General features: G+C 60.7%; 17 protein-coding genes. 1 reads left to right on the plus strand and 16 read right to left on the minus strand.

Annotated features, from left to right (window positions below):
• Nucleotides 1–119 precede the first annotated feature (119 nt).
• The 12 genes from HU754_RS22000 to HU754_RS22055 form a co-directional block, all read right to left on the minus strand.
• Nucleotides 120–716, minus strand: coding sequence for a nucleotidyltransferase family protein (locus tag HU754_RS22000; protein ID WP_116256271.1), 597 nt, complete (start codon nt 714–716; stop codon nt 120–122).
• Nucleotides 713–1693, minus strand: coding sequence for an XdhC family protein (locus HU754_RS22005; protein ID WP_095048619.1), 981 nt, complete (start codon nt 1691–1693; stop codon nt 713–715). The genes HU754_RS22000 and HU754_RS22005 overlap by 4 nt, the downstream gene beginning before the upstream one ends.
• Nucleotides 1693–4014, minus strand: a complete 2322-nt coding sequence (locus tag HU754_RS22010; protein WP_186620457.1) for a xanthine dehydrogenase family protein molybdopterin-binding subunit — start codon at nt 4012–4014, stop codon at nt 1693–1695. Before HU754_RS22010 ends, HU754_RS22005 begins: the two co-directional genes overlap by 1 nt.
• Nucleotides 4011–4481, minus strand: a complete 471-nt coding sequence (locus tag HU754_RS22015) for a (2Fe-2S)-binding protein (protein WP_186620455.1) — start codon at nt 4479–4481, stop codon at nt 4011–4013. Before HU754_RS22015 ends, HU754_RS22010 begins: the two co-directional genes overlap by 4 nt.
• A 245-nt stretch (nt 4482–4726) precedes the next feature.
• Complete coding sequence (murB, locus tag HU754_RS22020) at nt 4727–5746, minus strand: UDP-N-acetylmuramate dehydrogenase (protein ID WP_186620453.1); 1020 nt, start codon at nt 5744–5746, stop codon at nt 4727–4729.
• A complete protein-coding gene (locus HU754_RS22025) occupies nt 5743–6207 on the minus strand; it encodes a low molecular weight protein-tyrosine-phosphatase (protein ID WP_093435454.1) in 465 nt (154 codons plus the stop codon). Before HU754_RS22025 ends, murB begins: the two co-directional genes overlap by 4 nt.
• A complete protein-coding gene (kdsB, locus tag HU754_RS22030; protein WP_095048623.1) occupies nt 6207–6971 on the minus strand; it encodes a 3-deoxy-manno-octulosonate cytidylyltransferase in 765 nt (254 codons plus the stop codon). The genes HU754_RS22025 and kdsB overlap by 1 nt, the downstream gene beginning before the upstream one ends.
• Entirely contained in the window at nt 6968–7153 is a 186-nt protein-coding gene (locus HU754_RS22035; RefSeq protein WP_003174668.1) for a Trm112 family protein, read from the minus strand. Before HU754_RS22035 ends, kdsB begins: the two co-directional genes overlap by 4 nt.
• 21 nt (nt 7154–7174) lie before the next feature.
• Nucleotides 7175–8185 carry a tetraacyldisaccharide 4'-kinase gene (gene lpxK, locus HU754_RS22040; protein ID WP_186620451.1) on the minus strand — a complete coding sequence of 337 codons (1011 nt, stop codon included), beginning with the start codon at nt 8183–8185 and terminating at the stop codon, nt 7175–7177.
• Nucleotides 8185–8613 (minus strand): ExbD/TolR family protein, encoded by a 429-nt coding sequence (locus tag HU754_RS22045; RefSeq protein ID WP_093435463.1) that lies wholly within the window; start codon nt 8611–8613, stop codon nt 8185–8187. The genes lpxK and HU754_RS22045 overlap by 1 nt, the downstream gene beginning before the upstream one ends.
• Nucleotides 8610–9245 carry a MotA/TolQ/ExbB proton channel family protein gene (locus tag HU754_RS22050; RefSeq protein WP_042560451.1) on the minus strand — a complete coding sequence of 212 codons (636 nt, stop codon included), beginning with the start codon at nt 9243–9245 and terminating at the stop codon, nt 8610–8612. The genes HU754_RS22045 and HU754_RS22050 overlap by 4 nt, the downstream gene beginning before the upstream one ends.
• Before the next feature lie 101 nt (nt 9246–9346).
• Entirely contained in the window at nt 9347–11581 is a 2235-nt protein-coding gene (locus tag HU754_RS22055; RefSeq protein ID WP_186620449.1) for a DNA internalization-related competence protein ComEC/Rec2, read from the minus strand.
• A gap of 136 nt (nt 11582–11717) precedes the next feature.
• Here HU754_RS22055 and HU754_RS22060 point away from each other — a divergent pair, with 136 nt between their 5' ends.
• Nucleotides 11718–12236 (plus strand): DUF2062 domain-containing protein, encoded by a 519-nt coding sequence (locus HU754_RS22060; protein ID WP_095048627.1) that lies wholly within the window; start codon nt 11718–11720, stop codon nt 12234–12236.
• Nucleotides 12237–12379: 143 nt separating this feature from the next.
• Here the strand turns inward: HU754_RS22060 and HU754_RS22065 are convergent, their stop codons facing one another.
• The 4 genes from HU754_RS22065 to HU754_RS22080 form a co-directional block, all read right to left on the minus strand.
• A complete protein-coding gene (locus tag HU754_RS22065; RefSeq protein WP_008087860.1) occupies nt 12380–13159 on the minus strand; it encodes an ABC transporter permease in 780 nt (259 codons plus the stop codon).
• Entirely contained in the window at nt 13156–14088 is a 933-nt protein-coding gene (locus tag HU754_RS22070) for an ABC transporter ATP-binding protein (protein WP_160059025.1), read from the minus strand. The genes HU754_RS22065 and HU754_RS22070 overlap by 4 nt, the downstream gene beginning before the upstream one ends.
• 133 nt (nt 14089–14221) lie before the next feature.
• The gene (locus tag HU754_RS22075) at nt 14222–14845 is read right to left on the minus strand and encodes a glutathione S-transferase family protein (RefSeq protein WP_093435475.1); all 624 of its coding nucleotides are present in this window, start codon (nt 14843–14845) and stop codon (nt 14222–14224) included.
• Between the two features lie 43 nt (nt 14846–14888).
• Nucleotides 14889–15548, minus strand: a complete 660-nt coding sequence (locus tag HU754_RS22080) for a transglutaminase-like domain-containing protein (protein ID WP_093435478.1) — start codon at nt 15546–15548, stop codon at nt 14889–14891.
• Nucleotides 15549–15675: the final 127 nt, after the last annotated feature.

The raw sequence follows: 15675 nt of genomic DNA on the forward strand, positions 1-15675 counted from the left end.
CAAGGCCGGAGTTCGACTCGAAGTTTCAGGTCGGTGTACCTCGAAAGAACACCTCGGTCAGTCCCCTCTCCCTCTGGGAGAGCGTTAGGGTGAGGGGCTCTCAGGAATTTACGCAGCTCTCAAGACGAAGTAAAAACCAAAGCCTCCGGCACATCGATATCCCACAACACCCCAGGATCATCCACCGTCACCTCAACCACCCTGCCCTGTTTGAACAATGGTCTGGCCCCTCGATCGCCACTCAACGCCTGCAACCCCGCACTAAACGACCGCCCAAACCCCACAGGATGACCAAACTCCCCTTCCTGCACCGGCACGCTCACTGCATCATCGGCAATGGCCGCGACCACCCGCTCAATACTCGACGGCAAGATAAACGGCATATCACCCAGCACAATCAACCAGCCATCTGCCTCAGGGCATGCCGCGACGCCAGCGGCAATGCTGTCACCCATCCCGGTCGATTCAATCGAGACCACGTCACAGCCATAGGCCTGCGCCATGCGCATCGCTTGCGGCCGCGCTTCAGTCGTCACCAGCACACGCTTGTCGAGACTGACCGGCAGATTCAACAGCACCTGCTCAATCACCGAACGCACCGCACCATCACGTCCAGTGCAGTCCGCCAGCAACTTGTCCTTATCAGCACCTGCCACCTGGCGAAAACGACTGCCCTCACCCGCCGCCAGCACAATCACTGCAATGGATCGACTCATGCGTCCTCCAAAGTTTTCTTCTGCTTCAACTCGACGCCGTTCTTGATCGCGACGATTTCCGCCAACAGGGACAAAGCAATTTCCGCTGGCGAATGACTGCCGATGTGCAAACCGATCGGCCCGTGCAGCCGATCGATCGCCTGCACCGACAAGCCTAGCTGAGCCAGATTCTCCCGACGCTTCCGGCTGTTAACCCGAGAGCCGAGAGCGCCGACATAGAAGGCCGGAGAATCCAGCGCCGTGAGCAGCGCCATGTCGTCCAGCCGCGGATCATGGGTCAACGCGACAATCGCCGTACGTTCGTCGGTCTGGATACTCAACACCGCCTCATCCGGCATGCCCGAGACGAAACGCCCGTGATGCTCTTCCCAGCCGTAGACGAATTCGCTGCGCGGATCGCAGATCAGTACTTCGAAATCCAGCAGGCGCGCCATATCCGCCACGTAGCGCGACAACTGCCCGGCACCGATCAACAATAGACGCCAACGCGGGCCGTAGATTGCGCGCAGGGTTTTGCCGTCGAACTCCAGCGAGTCGGACTTGCTGGCCGGCGACAGAAGCACTTCACCGGTTTCAATGTTCAACTCACGGGCAACGATCTCGTGTGCTTCGCACCGCGCGAGCAACTCGGCAACCCACGCAGGATCGCCGATCCGTTCTTCAGTCAGGCGCAACGTGCCGCCACAAGGCAAGCCAAAGCGCGCCGCCTCCTCGCGTGTAACGCCATAGGTAATCAACTGTACCGGCGGCCCATCGGTGGCGATGCGGCCGTCGTGCAGGCGGGCGATCAAATCATCCTCGACGCACCCGCCCGACACCGAACCGATCACCACGCCATCCTCACGCAAGGCGAGCATGGCACCGGGCGCCCGGGGCGCCGTGCCCCAGGTCTGCACCACGCTGAACAGCACCACCCGCTGTCCGGCGCGGCGCCATTCGAGGACGCTGCGCAGGACATTGAGGTCGACGCTGTCCATTACGCCTCTGCCTTCTGCCAGCCCTGCAACTGGTAACGCACCGGCAGATTACGGATGCGCTTGCCAGTAGCGGCAAAGATCGCGTTACACAAGGCCGGAGCAATCGGCGGCACGCCCGGTTCGCCGACACCGCCCAACGGCACGTCGCCCGGCGGCGTCACCAGATGCACGGCAACTTCCTTCGGCGCCAGCGACATGCGCGCCACTTCGTACATGTGGAAGTTGTCCTGCTGGACCTTGCCGTCCTTGAAACTGATTTCACCCAGTACCGCGTTACCCAAGCCCATCACGCAAGCGCCTTCGAATTGCGAGCGGATGCGCTCAGGATTGATCTGCGGCCCGCAGTCCACAGCGATGTCAGCCTTATGCACGATCAGCGTACCGTCGTCCTTGACCTCGACTTCGATCACCGCCGCCACATACGTGACGAAGCTGTAATGTACCGCCAGACCCAGACCACGGCCCTTGGGCAGTTTGCGTCCCCAACCGGCAGCCTTCGCGGCAGTTTCCAGCACCGTGCGCATGCGTCCGGTGTCGATCGGATAACGCTCGGGAGACTCGCCATAGTTCCACTCTTCGCTCAAGGTGCGTGGATCGATCTGCCGATCCGGACCGAGCAGTTTGACCTGGTACTTGAGCGGATCCTCGCCAGCCTTGTGCGCCAGCTCATCGACGAAACTCTGGATGGCAAAACCATGAGGAATGTTCGACACCGAGCGATACCAGCCAACCCGTGTGTGCACGGTCGCCTCGGGGTTTTCCAGGCGTACGTTGGGAATCGCGTAGGCCATGTTGGTGAAACCCATGCCCAGTTCGAAAGCCGCTTCATGGTTCATCCCCGGCGCGAACAGCGCGGTGATGCTCGGCGCCACGGTGCGATGCAACCAGCCGGATGGCATGCCGTCCTTGCCCACGCCAGCCTTCAGATACTCGGCGGACACGGTGTGGAAATACGAGTTGTGGATGTCATCTTCACGCGTCCACTGCACCCGTACGGCTTTGCCGGGGAACTCTTTGGCGAGAATCGCCGCTTCGACGACGAAATCCGGTTTCGACTTGCGACCAAAACCACCGCCAAGCAAGGTGACATTGAACGTGACATTGTCGAACGGCAGTCCAAGACGCTCGGCAATGCGCTCACGAGTGACTTGCGGCGCCTGACTCGGTGCCCACGCTTCGCAAACGCCGTCCTTGTAGCGAGCGATGGCAACCATTGGCTCCATCGGTGCCTGGGCCAGATGCGGCAGGTAGTAGGATGCTTCAAGCGTACTCGCAGCACCACTCAGGGCCTTGTCTATATCGCCGGTGTTGCGCACCACTTTGCCGGGTTTCAGCGAGGCGGCTTCAAGCTCTTTGCGATAGGCGATCGAGTCATAACTGGCGTTCGGGCCGTCATCCCATTCGATTTTCAACGCTTCACGGCCCTTGATCGCGGCCCAGGTATTGCTGGCGACCACGGCCACACCACCCAGTGGCTGAAACTCGGAAGGCAGCGGACGGCTTTCGATCTGCAGCACTTTGAGCACACCGGGGACTTTCAGCGCAGCGCTGTCATCCAGCGATTTGACCTTGCCGCCGTACACCGCCGGACGGGCGATAGTTGCGTACAACATGCCGTCGAAATGCACATCGGCGCCGTACACCGCACGACCGTTGACGATGTCTGCGCCATCGATGGCTTTCGTACCTTCCTTGCCGATGTAGCGAAACTCCGACGGCTGCTTGAGGCGCAGGCTGTCACGCGTCGGTACCGGCAACGCACTGGCTGCGGCGGCCAGTTCGCCATAGCCCAGCTCACGGCCAGACGGTTTGTGAATGACTTTGTGCAGTTGCGCGTGGCATTCACCGACCGGCACTTTCCACTGCGCAGCGGCGGCCTGTTCAAGCATGGTTCGCGCCGCCGCACCGCAACGCCGCATTGGTTCATACCAATGGCGCATGCTGCGCGAACCGTCGGTGTCCTGGTTGCCGAAGCGCACTTCATCACCCGGCGCCTGCTGCACTTTGACGCGCGCCCAATCGGCTTCCAGTTCATCAGCAACAACCATGGTCAGACTGGTGCGCACGCCCTGGCCCATCTCGGAACGGTTACACACCACAGTGACCGTGCCGTCAGCGGCAATGCTGACGTAGACCTTCGGATCGTCGATCCAGCCATTGGGCATGCCATCGGCGCCGAATTGCTTCGGTTTGTCTTCAGCCAACGCATCCTGCCAACCCCAACTGGCGGCCAACACCAGCGCGCCGGTGGCGCCGACGCCTTTGAGGAAACCGCGACGGCTGAGATTGCTCAGGGCGAAATCATTCGGAAGGCGACTCATGCCTTGGCCTCCTTCAAGTGAGTGGAAGCCTGGCGGATCGCGGTCTTGATCCGGTTGTAGGTGCCGCAGCGGCAAATGTTACCGACCATGGCTTCTTCGATCTGCTCGTCGCTCGGGTTCGGGTTGGTCTTGAGCAACGCGGTAGCCGACATGATCTGCCCGCCCTGACAGAATCCGCATTGCGCTACAGCGGTGTCGAGCCAGACTTGCTGTACCACCTGCCCCACAGGGTCGGCGTGCAGGTTGTCGATGGTGGTGACGTTCTGGCCGACCACCGAACCGATCGGCGTGATGCAACTGCGCGCCGGCAAGCCGTCGATATGAATGGTGCAGGCGCCGCACAACCCCATGCCGCAGCCGAACTTGGTGCCGTTATAACCGGCGACATCACGAATCGCCCACAACAGCGGCATGTCTTCGGTGACATCGAGAGGATGGTCTTGACCGTTGAGTTTCAGGGTAATCATGGGCACGCCCGCATATTTGTAGTGGTTATGGGGTCGAGCAATCTGCCGCCGTTGAATCGGCGGTGGTTCACGCAGATCGACTCAGGCTAATCAGGCTCTCTTGTGCCGACGCGAACGTCTGCACCGGGCCTTTGGTGGAGCAAATGACGGTTATCGTTAGCTCGCTAAGTTAACCCAGCGTTAACAAAAAAGCCCTGCACTTTTTATCAGTGCAGGGCTTTGGATGGCACTTTGAAAGCGTAGCCTCAATAGCGATTAGGCTCCATCTCCAGGTCGACATTGAAACGTTCGGCAATGTCTTTCTGGATGCGTTGCGCCAGATCGAGCAGTTGCAGCCCGGTTGCCGCGCCGTAGTTGACCAGCACCAGCGCTTGAAATTTATGCACGCCGGCATCGGCTTCACGGAAACCTTTCCAGCCGGCACGCTCGATCAGCCAGCCTGCCGCGAGCTTCATTTGTCCGTTCGGCTGCGCGTAGGCGACCACATCCGGATGCTGTTCCTTGATCTTCGCGACGATGGCCGCCGACACCAGCGGATTCTTGAAGAAGCTGCCGGCATTTCCGAGCACCGCCGGATCCGGCAGTTTTTCGCTGCGGATACTGCAAATCGCACGGCTGACGTCGGTAGGCGTCGGCTGCTCGATGCCCTGCTCGGTCAGGCGCTGACGCACCGGGCCGTATTCCAGATGCAAATGCGCAATGCGGTCGAGTGCAAAGCGCACGCGCAGAATCAGCCAACGCCCCGGCTGCTGCTTGAACAAGCTGTCGCGGTAGGCGAAGTTGCATTCTTCGAGGGTGAAATCGCGCAGCTCGCCGGTCTGGCGATCCAGCGCGGTGAGGCCGGCAAACACATCCTTGATCTCGACGCCGTAGGCACCGATGTTCTGCATCGGCGCAGCGCCAACCGTACCGGGAATAAGGCTGAGGTTTTCCAGCCCGGAGAATCCTTGCGCCAACGTGTGCTGCACAAACGGATGCCACGGCTCGCCCGCTTCCGCCTCGATCACCACACGGTTGCCGTCATCGCTGATCACGCGGATCCCGCGTGTCGCCATGCGCAGCACCAGCGCGGCAATGTCGGCGGTCAGCAGCAAGTTGCTGCCGCCGCCAATCACCAGCAATGGCATATCGTGCGCGGTGGCGTAGGCCAGCGCTTCACGGACATCGGCATCGCTGTGGGCTTCGGCGAACAGTTGCGCGCGCACATCCACGCCAAAACTGTTGAACGGTTTCAGGGAAACCTGCGGTTGCACCTGCAAACTCATAACCGGCCCTTCACTTCGATCAACAATTGGTCACAGGCTGCTTCGATCAGATCCAGCACTTGCTCGAAACCCTGATCGCCGTCGTAATACGGATCCGGCACTTCATCTACCACCCCGGCATAACGGCGCAAAAACAGGTCCAGCTCGGCTTTGCCGGTGGACGGCTGCAACGCTTTGAGGTTGCGCAGGTTGCTGTTGTCCATGGCCAGAATCAGGTCGTAACTGGCGAAATCGGCACGGCGGACCTGCTGCGCGCGTTGCGCCGACAGGTCATAGCCACGCACTTTGGCGGCGGCCTGGCTGCGCTTGTCCGGCGGGTTGCCGACGTGCCAGTCACCGGTGCCGGCGGAGGCCACTTCGACCTGATCCGCCAGCCCTGCTTCACGCAGTTTGTGACGCAATACGCCTTCGGCCGTGGGCGAACGGCAAATGTTGCCCAGGCACACAAACAGAACGCGCATCAGGCCTCCAGCAGGCGACGAACGCGCTCGAGGTCTTCGGCCGTGTCAACGCCAGTCGGCGGTGCGATCAGCGCGTCGGCGACATGAATTCGCACACCGTGCCACAGAGCACGCAGTTGCTCGAGGGATTCAGTGTTTTCCAGCCAGCATGGGCCCCAGCTCACAAAGTCCTGGAGGAAACCGGCGCGGTAGGCATAAATGCCTATGTGACGACGGTACGGCACGCCTTCGGGCAATTGCTCGCGACTCTTGGCAAACGCATCGCGCGCCCATGGCAAAGTCGCGCGGCTGAAGGTCAGCGCCAGACCGTTGAGGTCGCTGACGACCTTGACCACGTTCGGGTTGAACAGGGTGTCGACGTCTTCGATCGGCTCGGCCAGCGTGGCCATGCGCGCTTCGGTGTGGGCAGCCAGATTGGCGGCGACCTGATCGATCACGCTCGGCGGAATCAGCGGCTCGTCACCCTGCACGTTGACCACGATCGCGTCGGGTTCAAGACCCAGTTTCGCCGCGACTTCGGCCAGACGATCGGTGCCGGAATTGTGATCTTCACGGGTCAGCACCACTTCGGCACCAAAAGCCTTGCAGGCCTCGACGATGCGCGCATCGTCAGTCGCGACGACCACACGGCTGGCGCTGCTTTTGCTCGCCTGTTCCCAGACGTGCTGGATCATCGGCTTGCCGGCGATGTCGAGCAGCGGTTTGCCGGGCAGGCGGGTCGAGGCGAAACGCGACGGGATGACAACGGTGAAGGCAGTGGTCATTTATCCAGACGCTCGTCGGTGGTCAGGGTGCGGGCTTCGCTTTCGAGCATGACCGGGATGCCATCGCGGATCGGGTACGCCAGACCGGCGCCCTTGCTGATCAGTTCGGTCTTGTCGGCGCTGAGCTTGAGCGGGCCTTTGCAGATCGGGCACGCGAGGATATCGAGCAATTTGGTGTCCATGAACATTCCCTGAGTAAAGAGTTAAGGCAAAAGACGATCCGGCAACAGGCGCATCAGTTGCGTGTCGAACCAGGCCACAAAGGCCGGCGACGGTAGCGCATCGACCGCCAGATACCACCAGTCGTCAGCCGCAAAGGCACGGCACTTCACCGCGTCCTTTTCGGTCATCACCAACGGCAATGACGGTGTGAAATTCAACGCCTGCACGCTGTATTCGGCGTGGTCGGCAAACGCATGGGGGACTGCTCGCCAGTCTAGCGCTTCGAGGGTATTGAAGAAACGTTGCGGATTGCCGATCCCGGCGACCGCGTGCACGGCCTGGCCTGGCGGAAAATGATCGAGTGACTTGCGCTCGCCGCTGCGTAGATTGATCAGCGCAGTCGGTTGCAGATGGAAAGCGAAACCGTCATCGCGATCCTCGGTGGCACCATTGAACAGCACACCGTCGACGCTTTGCAGACGCTCGATCGGCTCACGCAACGGCCCTGCCGGCAAGCAGCGTTTGTTACCGAGACCGCGCGCGGCGTCGATCAGCACCAGCTCCAGATCCCGCGCCAGACGGTAATGCTGCATACCGTCATCGGACAGAATCAGGTCCAGCGGTTCGCTGGCGAGCAAGGCTTTGACCGCTGCGCTGCGATCCGGATCGATCATCAGCGGCACGCCGGTGCGCTGGACGATCAGCAACGGTTCGTCACCGGCGATGTCAGCGGTTTGCTCGGCCGCAACGCGCCACGGCAGTTGCGGCGGTTTGGCGCCGTAACCACGACTGACCACGCCGACGCGCAAACCGCTGCGCCGGCAATGTTCGATCAACCAGAGAATCATCGGCGTCTTGCCGGTGCCACCGACGGTGATGTTGCCGACCACGATCAACGGCACCGATGGCTGGTAGATCTGACCTTCACCGGCAAGAAAGCGCTGGCGCTTACCCACCACCACGCGGCGATAGAGCATTTCCAGCGGCCGCAGCAGCGTCAGGGCCGGGTGCCCCTGATACCACGCGGCGAGCAAGCGATCGGACAGGCTCATCAGGATTTGGGCGCCGCCTCGACCGTGGTCATGCGCAGATGGCTGAAACCGAGCTTGCCGGCCGCATCCATGGCGGTGATCACGGATTGATGCTGAGTCTTGCCATCGGCACTGATCGACAACGGCATGTTGGTGTCGCCGTTGGACTCTTTCTGCATGGCTTCCATCAGGGTCGCCAGGTCGTTCTTCGGCAGAATCTTGTTGTTCACCGAAAACACGCCTTCGGCGCTGATGGCCACGTCGATCTGCTTGACTTGCTGGTCTTCGGCCGGGGAGCCGCTGACCGCTTCCGGCAGGTCAACACGCAACTGGGTTTCGCGAGTGAACGTGGTGGTCACGACGAAAAACAGCAGCAGAATGAACACCACGTCGATCAGCGAAGCGAGGTTGATGTCCACGGTTTCCCGGGGTTTGCGACGGAACTTCACGCGCGGCCCTCGGCCAGGTCGACATCACGGTCGCCCTGTACCACTTCAACCAGCTTGATCGCTTCCTGCTCCATGCCCACCACCAATTCATCGATACGGCGTTGCAGGAACCGATGGAAGAACACCGCCGGAATACCGACCATCAGGCCCGCAGCGGTGGTGATCAGCGCCTTGGAAATACCGCCTGCCAGCACCGAGGCATTGGTGGTCATACCGGAGCCAGTGAACGCGCTGAAGATATCGATCATGCCCAGCACGGTGCCAAGCAGACCCAGTAATGGCGCCATGGCTGCGATAGTGCCGAGCGCATTGATGTAGCGCTCGAGTTCATGAATGACCCGGGCGGCGGCCTCTTCGATGCACTCTTTCATGATCTCGCGACCATGTTTGGAGTTGGCCAGGCCCGCCGCGAGGATTTCCCCCAGCGGCGAATTGGCGCGCAATTCCTTGAGTTTTTCTTTATTGAGCTGCTTGTCCTTGATCCAGACCCAGACCTGGCCCAGCAGATGCTCGGGGGTAACGCGACTGGCGCGCAGGGTCCACAGGCGCTCGGCGACGATCGCCATGGCCGCGATGGAGCTCAGAATGATCGGCAACATCATCCAGCCGCCGGATTTGACCAATTCCCACACAGTGACAGTCCCCTCGAAAAAGTGCGCCACTTTACCATACCGATCCACGATTAAGACCCGCCGCCCCGACGACCGTGACGCCCCATTTACCTACGTCCCGATCAGCGGGCCAGTGCGGGCGGATCACGCCAGAAACGCCGCTGATGACGCATCGTGCGTGGTGCCCGGAAGGTGCCCAGTTGCAGATGAATGGCGCCCTGCTCGGCGCTGTCGTAAATATTCAGGCCCAGTTTGCGATAACGCGCCAGCACGGTCGGGTGTGGATGGCCAAATGAGTTGCCATGACCTCGAGAGATCAGCACGGACTCGGGTTTCAAGACGTTGAGCAGCGCCATTGACGATGAACTGCGGCTGCCATGATGGGGCGATTGCAGCCATTGCGTCGGCACGGCCAGTGGACCGTCGAGCAGCACGCGCTCGGCATGGCTGTCGATGTCGCCGGTCAACAGCAGGCGCTCGCCATTGGCCTCGATCTGCAATACACAGGAACGCTGATTGCTGTCGTCAGCGTCCGCCCACTGCCAGAGTTGAAAACGCACGCCGTCCCATTGCCATTGCTGGCCACTTGCACAGGCTTCGGCGTTCAATTGCGCGGGCAGCCCCGCCGGGTCACCGCTGATTACCTGATCGACGGTCAAACCCCGGCTGATCGCCAAAGCGCCGCCGGCGTGATCGGCGTCGGCATGGCTGAGCAGCATCAAATCGAGTTTTTCCACGCTCAGTTTGCGCAATGAAGGCAGCACCACACGCTCGCCGAGGTCGAACTCACCAAAGCGCGGCCCCGCATCGTAGAGCAACGCGTGATGGCGGGTCCGGATCAGGATGGCCAAGCCTTGGCCGACATCGAGCTGCCAGATATCGGCCAATCCTTCATCTATCTGATCGCGTGGCGGCACGACCAGCAGCAACAACAACGGCCAGCCCAGTGGACGCAGCGGCACGCCGCGCGGCAACAGTAATAACCCGGCGCCGAGGCTGCCAATGGCCCAGACCCAAGCGGGTATCGAGGGTGCGATCCACGCCGGCCAATGCCCGGCAATCGTCGCCAGCGCGTGAAACAACCCATCGATCAAACCGCCGGCCAGCCACAGCAGGCCGGCGCCGACAAAAGGAACAGGCAGCAACACGGTTCCAAGCAGCGCCGGCGGTAACACCGCAAGACTGACCCAAGGCACCGCAAGCAAATTGGCAAGCGGCCCGCTGAGGCTGATCGGCAGGTTCAGCGCCAGCAACACCGGACATAAGCCGATCGCGATCAACCACTGCGCCCGCGTCCAGGTCTGCCACCAGCGCCACGCGCCCAAGCGGCCGCCAAAGGTAAAGATCAGCACCGCCACCGCCGCAAACGAGAGCCACAGACCCGGACGCAAACTGGCGAGCGGGTCCAGCAACAGCACAGCGTTGAACGCCAGCAACAACGGCCACCCTGCGCCAAGATGACGAAAACGCAGGCGCCACAACAGCACCAGTCCGACCATCACGCAGGCGCGCTGCACTGGCACGTCGAACCCGGCAAGCAGGCCATAACCGAGTGCTGCCGCGAACCCCAGACCACAGGCCCACGGCAGCCACGGCCAGCGCAGCGGCCACAGGCCATATCGCGCCATGCCGGCGACCAGCCCATACATCAGCGCCGCCAGCAATCCGATGTGCTGACCGGAAATCACCAGCAAGTGCACGGTGCCGGTGTCCTGCAGAGTCTGCCAGTCCTCACGACTGAGCCCCGAGCCGTCACCCAGCACCAACGCCGCCAATGCGCCGTTTCGCCCCTGCGCATCCACGCTCAGCAAACGCTGGCGAATACTGTCACGCCAGGCCCAACGCGCTTCGCTCAAGCGCTGGCCGTCCTTGATCGTGCCGGTGGCGCCAATACGTTGCGCCAGCAGCCAGGCCTCGTAGTCAAAGGCCTCGGGATTGCGCAATCCACCGGGACGCTTGAGCTTGACCGCCAAACGCCAACGCTCGCCGCTGTTGACCGGCGGCCCGGCGTACCAGGCAAGCCGCATCAGCGATGGCAGTTTTTCATGACGCGAGTGCGCCTCGGCCAATTCGAAGCGCACCACGCCGTCGCTGTTCTGCGGCAAACCGACGACCCACCCTTCAACCCACCGGGTTTCGCCATCCAGCCCGGCCGGCAAACGATCATTCAACGCCCATTGCGCACCGACGCTGGCCCACGTGAAGCCAAACAGCAAAAACGCCAGCGGATAGCTGCGGAACGGCAGCAGCATCAAAGCCACGACCGGCAACAACAGCAACAACCAGACCGGCGGTAATGCCGGCATAAAAACCGCGACCAGCAGACCGACTGCGAGCGCCATCATCCCTGTGCGCATAAGCCCGTCCTTGAGAGTCCCGCACTTAGGCATAGCGGTTGTCGGTTACACGCGTCGTCAACAATTGTCACAAAGTCTGAATGGGCGCTTCGTAGAATCCAGACATACTTGCCGCCTTAACCGACCGAGAAGCCTTATGCCCCGGCGCTTATTCAAACGTTATATGCCCGACCCGACGAGCATCAGGGAACACAAATCCTTACGCTTTCTCGGCAAGTTGCTGCATGACCCGAACCTCTGGCACCTCAATCGTCACTCGGTCGCCCGGGCGATGGCGGTTGGCCTGTTCGCCGCGTTCCTGCCGATCCCGGCGCAGATGCTGGTGGCCGCCGCCCTCGCCGTCACGGTGCGCGGCAACATGCCGATTGCGGTCAGCCTGGTCTGGCTGACCAATCCGATCACCATGCCGGCGGTGTTCTTCTGCACCTATCAGGCCGGGGCGTTTTTGATGGATGTGCCCGCCCGACATTTACCGGACGAGCTGACCTGGGAGTGGATCAGCGGCGAGTTGTCGACGTTGTGGCAGCCGTTTCTGCTCGGCTCGGTGGTGGTCGGACTGGTACTCGGCGCCCTCGCCTACTGCATTGTGATGATGTATTGGCGCTGGTGGGTGGCGCGGCAATGGGCGCGGCGCAAGAAGAGTCGCATGCGCTGAACGCAAAACGGCCTCCGCAATGGGAGGCCGTTCTGATTTGTGGCGTCTGGATTGGCCCCATCGCGAGCAGGCTCACTCCTACATTGGAATGCGTTCCCCTGTAGGAGTGAGCCTGCTCGCGATGGCCACGACTCGGTCTGTAGTCAGGTACGCATCCCGCGCCCGCTCACCAGCAACCGCGCACAGCCGAGATACAGCACAACGGTCGCCACCAGCATGAAGGTGATCGCAATGCCGATCTTGATATCCGACACACCCAGAATGCCGTAACGGAAGGCGTTGACCATGTGCAGCACCGGGTTGGCCAACGACACGGTCTGCCAGAACGGCGGCAGCAAGGTGATCGAGTAAAACACCCCACCCAGGTACGTCAGCGGAGTCAGCACAAAGGTCGGGATGATCGAAATATCATCGAAGTTGCGCGCAAACACTGCGTTGATGAAGCCCAGCAGCGAGAAAATCGTCGCCGTCAGTACCACCACCAAAATGGTCACGCCGAGGTGATGCACCTGCAAATGGGTGAAGAACAGCGACAGAATGGTCACGATCACGCCAACCATCAGACCACGCAACACGCCGCCAATGGTGAAACCGATCAGAATAGTGTGCGGCGACACCGGCGACACCATCAGCTCTTCGATGGAACGCTGGAACTTGCTGCCGAAGAAACTCGAGACCACGTTGCCGTAGGAGTTGGTGATCACCGACATCATGATCAGCCCCGGCACGATGTACTCCATGTAAGTGAAGCCACCCATGTCGCCGATCTGCCGACCGATCAGGTTACCGAAGATCACGAAATACAGAACCATGGTGATCGCTGGCGGCAGCAGCGTCTGCGGCCAGATCCGCGTGAAGCGTTTGACCTCGCGGTAAACAATGGTCTGCAGGGCGACGAGGTTGGGACGGAATTCGGAACTCATACCGCCACCTTCGACAGATTCTTCTCCACCAGGGACACGAACAGCTCCTCGAGGCGATTGGTTTTGTTACGCAGGCTCAGCACTTCGATGTTCTGCTGCGCCAACTGGGTGAACAACGCCGTGATGCCCATGGATTTGTCGACCTGGACTTCCAGGGTGTGGCTGTCGATCAACCGGGCCGGATAACCGAGCAATTGCGGCGCGACGCTCAAGTCGTTTTTCAGGTCCAGCAGGAAGGTTTCCACGTGCAGCTGCCCCAGCAATTGTTTCATGCTGGTGTTCTCGACGATGGTGCCGTGGTCGATGATGCCGATGTTGCGGCACAACTGCTCAGCCTCTTCCAGATAGTGCGTGGTGAGGATGATGGTGATGCCTTTCTGGTTCAGCTCAGTGAGGAACGTCCACATTGATCGACGCAGCTCAATGTCGACGCCTGCGGTCGGTTCATCGAGGATCAGCAGACGCGGTTCGTGCACCAGCGCTCGGGCGATCATCAAGCGCCGCTTCATGCCACCGGACAGCGAACGCGACGGCACATCGCGCTTGTCCCACAGGCCCAGTTGGGTCAGGTACTGCTCGGCGCGTTCCTTGGCGATCTTCGCCGGAATGCCGTAGTAACCGGCCTGGGTCACGACGATGTCGAAGGTCTTTTCGAACTGATTGAAGTTGAATTCCTGGGGCACCACGCCAATCGAGCGCTTGAGCTGCGCAGGATTTTTGTCCAGGTCATGGCCGAAGATATTCACCGTGCCGCTGGTCTTGTTCACCAGGGTCGAGAGAATGCCGATGGTCGTGGATTTGCCGGCACCGTTAGGGCCGAGCAAGGCGAAAAAATCACCTTCGGCGACGTCCAGATCGATACCACTCAAGGCCTGGAACCCGTTGCCGTAGGTTTTGGTTAGCTGCCGGATGGACAGAGCGGAACTCATATCGGATTTACGCACCAAGAAGGGAAGAAAGGGATAAATAAGGGCGGGCGGCGAGGGAAACAACCGCAGCACCAGAGCGCAATGGTGCTTGCCGCCGCCGCACAAGTACAGTCAAGTGTGTCGATAGTAAGTATTAAGTCAACGCGGTCATAACCGCTTTCTGGTAAGCCGGACGCTGCTTCAAGCGCTCATACCAGGCTTGCAGATGCGCTTGTGGTGCGCGTTCGATGGGCATCTCGAACCAGGCATAAATGAAACTGCCGAGCGGGATATCGCCCATGCCGATGTCTTGTCCAGAGAGATATGGCTGACTGGCCAAGGCATGATCGGCCATGCTCAGCAACTCATTGCATTCCTTGATCGCGGCGTTGATCGCAGCCCAGTCCTGCTTGTCCGCCGGCGTGCGCAAGACGCCCCAGAACACCGTGCGGAAGGGACCGGCAAAACTTGAAGTGGTCCAGTCCATCCATTTGTCAGCGATGGCTCGCGCTTGCGGATCCGCCGGATACCAGTGACTGTCGGGCGCATGTCTGGCCAGCAGATAGCGGACGATGGCGTTGGACTCCCACAGCACGAAACCGTCGTCCTCGATCACTGGCACCCGACCGTTCGGGTTCATCGCCCGGTACTCGGGAGTGTCGACTACTCCAAATGCGCCGCCGGCATCGATTGCCTCGTAGGCTAGGCCAAGCTCTTCAGCCGCCCACAATGGCTTCCTGACATTCGATGAGTTTTTCCGTCCCCAGATCTTCAGCATGACCGCCTCTTTTCAAATGAGTGGGCAGGCAGCATACGCCGGATCAGGTACGGCTCAAATCACTCTGCATATCGCCCAGCCGTTGCGGCTGCTGATCAGTGAACAGATGCGGATAGCACTTTTGCAAATGTTCGAAGAAGAACGTTTCCGGGACATCGGCGAATTGGCCGTGATCGACCAGATACTCCATGAGCTGCGCGCCGTCGCGATTGAACGGGTGGAAAACGCTGTCATTGATACCGTCGAACTCCAGCGGCGCTACGTTGAACAATTCGCAAAGCTTCTGATTGAACGCCGGTGTGGCTTTGACCCAGCGTCCATTGAGGAACAATTCGGTGTACCCGTGCATGGCGAACATGTCGCTTTTCAGCAACTCAAGCAGACGTGGCGTCGATAAGTGATTTTTTACGTCGGCCAGACCGATACGCGCCGGGATCCCGCAATGCCGCGCACAACCGGCAAGCAGCGTGGCTTTGGGCACGCAATAACTCTCCCCCGTCGTCAGCGCATAGCTGCCACGCAAGGTCTGCGGATCGCGACTGAAGGTGTAGGGGTTGTAGCGCACCGCCTCACGCACCGCGTAATAAAGATTGATCGCCCGCTCGAGCGGATCGCGGCTGGCACCCCGATGTTGTTCGGCGAACTCCACCACTGCCGGGTGGTCACTATCGATGAAGCGGCCGGGACTCAGATACTCGCGCATGACGACAATCTCCTGGGTGAGCCCCGAGTCTAGCGACAGCGTCAGCACAGAGATAACGACGTTTCGGCCAAACTTGGACGCAAAGACGCGGGATCAGCGAACGATTTCCCACACGTGTTGCCCACCG

It is taken from the genome of Pseudomonas zeae (assembly GCF_014268485.2).
Classification (GTDB): Bacteria; Pseudomonadota; Gammaproteobacteria; order Pseudomonadales; family Pseudomonadaceae; genus Aquipseudomonas; species Aquipseudomonas neuropathica.

Bases quoted from the DNA above. Each gene is read 5' to 3' on its own strand.
- HU754_RS22000 (WP_116256271.1), bottom strand. From the start codon at position 716: ATGAGTCGATCCATTGCAGTGATTGTGCTGGCGGCGGGTGAGGGCAGT.
- HU754_RS22005 (WP_095048619.1), bottom strand. From the start codon at position 1,693: ATGGACAGCGTCGACCTCAATGTCCTGCGCAGCGTCCTCGAATGGCGC.
- HU754_RS22010 (WP_186620457.1), bottom strand. From the start codon at position 4,014: ATGAGTCGCCTTCCGAATGATTTCGCCCTGAGCAATCTCAGCCGTCGC.
- HU754_RS22015 (WP_186620455.1), bottom strand. From the start codon at position 4,481: ATGATTACCCTGAAACTCAACGGTCAAGACCATCCTCTCGATGTCACC.
- murB (WP_186620453.1), bottom strand. From the start codon at position 5,746: ATGAGTTTGCAGGTGCAACCGCAGGTTTCCCTGAAACCGTTCAACAGT.
- HU754_RS22025 (WP_093435454.1), bottom strand. From the start codon at position 6,207: ATGCGCGTTCTGTTTGTGTGCCTGGGCAACATTTGCCGTTCGCCCACG.
- kdsB (WP_095048623.1), bottom strand. From the start codon at position 6,971: ATGACCACTGCCTTCACCGTTGTCATCCCGTCGCGTTTCGCCTCGACC.
- HU754_RS22035 (WP_003174668.1), bottom strand. From the start codon at position 7,153: ATGGACACCAAATTGCTCGATATCCTCGCGTGCCCGATCTGCAAAGGC.
- lpxK (WP_186620451.1), bottom strand. From the start codon at position 8,185: ATGAGCCTGTCCGATCGCTTGCTCGCCGCGTGGTATCAGGGGCACCCG.
- HU754_RS22055 (WP_186620449.1), bottom strand. From the start codon at position 11,581: ATGCGCACAGGGATGATGGCGCTCGCAGTCGGTCTGCTGGTCGCGGTT.
- HU754_RS22060 (WP_095048627.1), top strand. From the start codon at position 11,718: ATGCCCCGGCGCTTATTCAAACGTTATATGCCCGACCCGACGAGCATC.
- HU754_RS22065 (WP_008087860.1), bottom strand. From the start codon at position 13,159: ATGAGTTCCGAATTCCGTCCCAACCTCGTCGCCCTGCAGACCATTGTT.
- HU754_RS22070 (WP_160059025.1), bottom strand. From the start codon at position 14,088: ATGAGTTCCGCTCTGTCCATCCGGCAGCTAACCAAAACCTACGGCAAC.
- HU754_RS22075 (WP_093435475.1), bottom strand. From the start codon at position 14,845: ATGCTGAAGATCTGGGGACGGAAAAACTCATCGAATGTCAGGAAGCCA.
- HU754_RS22080 (WP_093435478.1), bottom strand. From the start codon at position 15,548: ATGCGCGAGTATCTGAGTCCCGGCCGCTTCATCGATAGTGACCACCCG.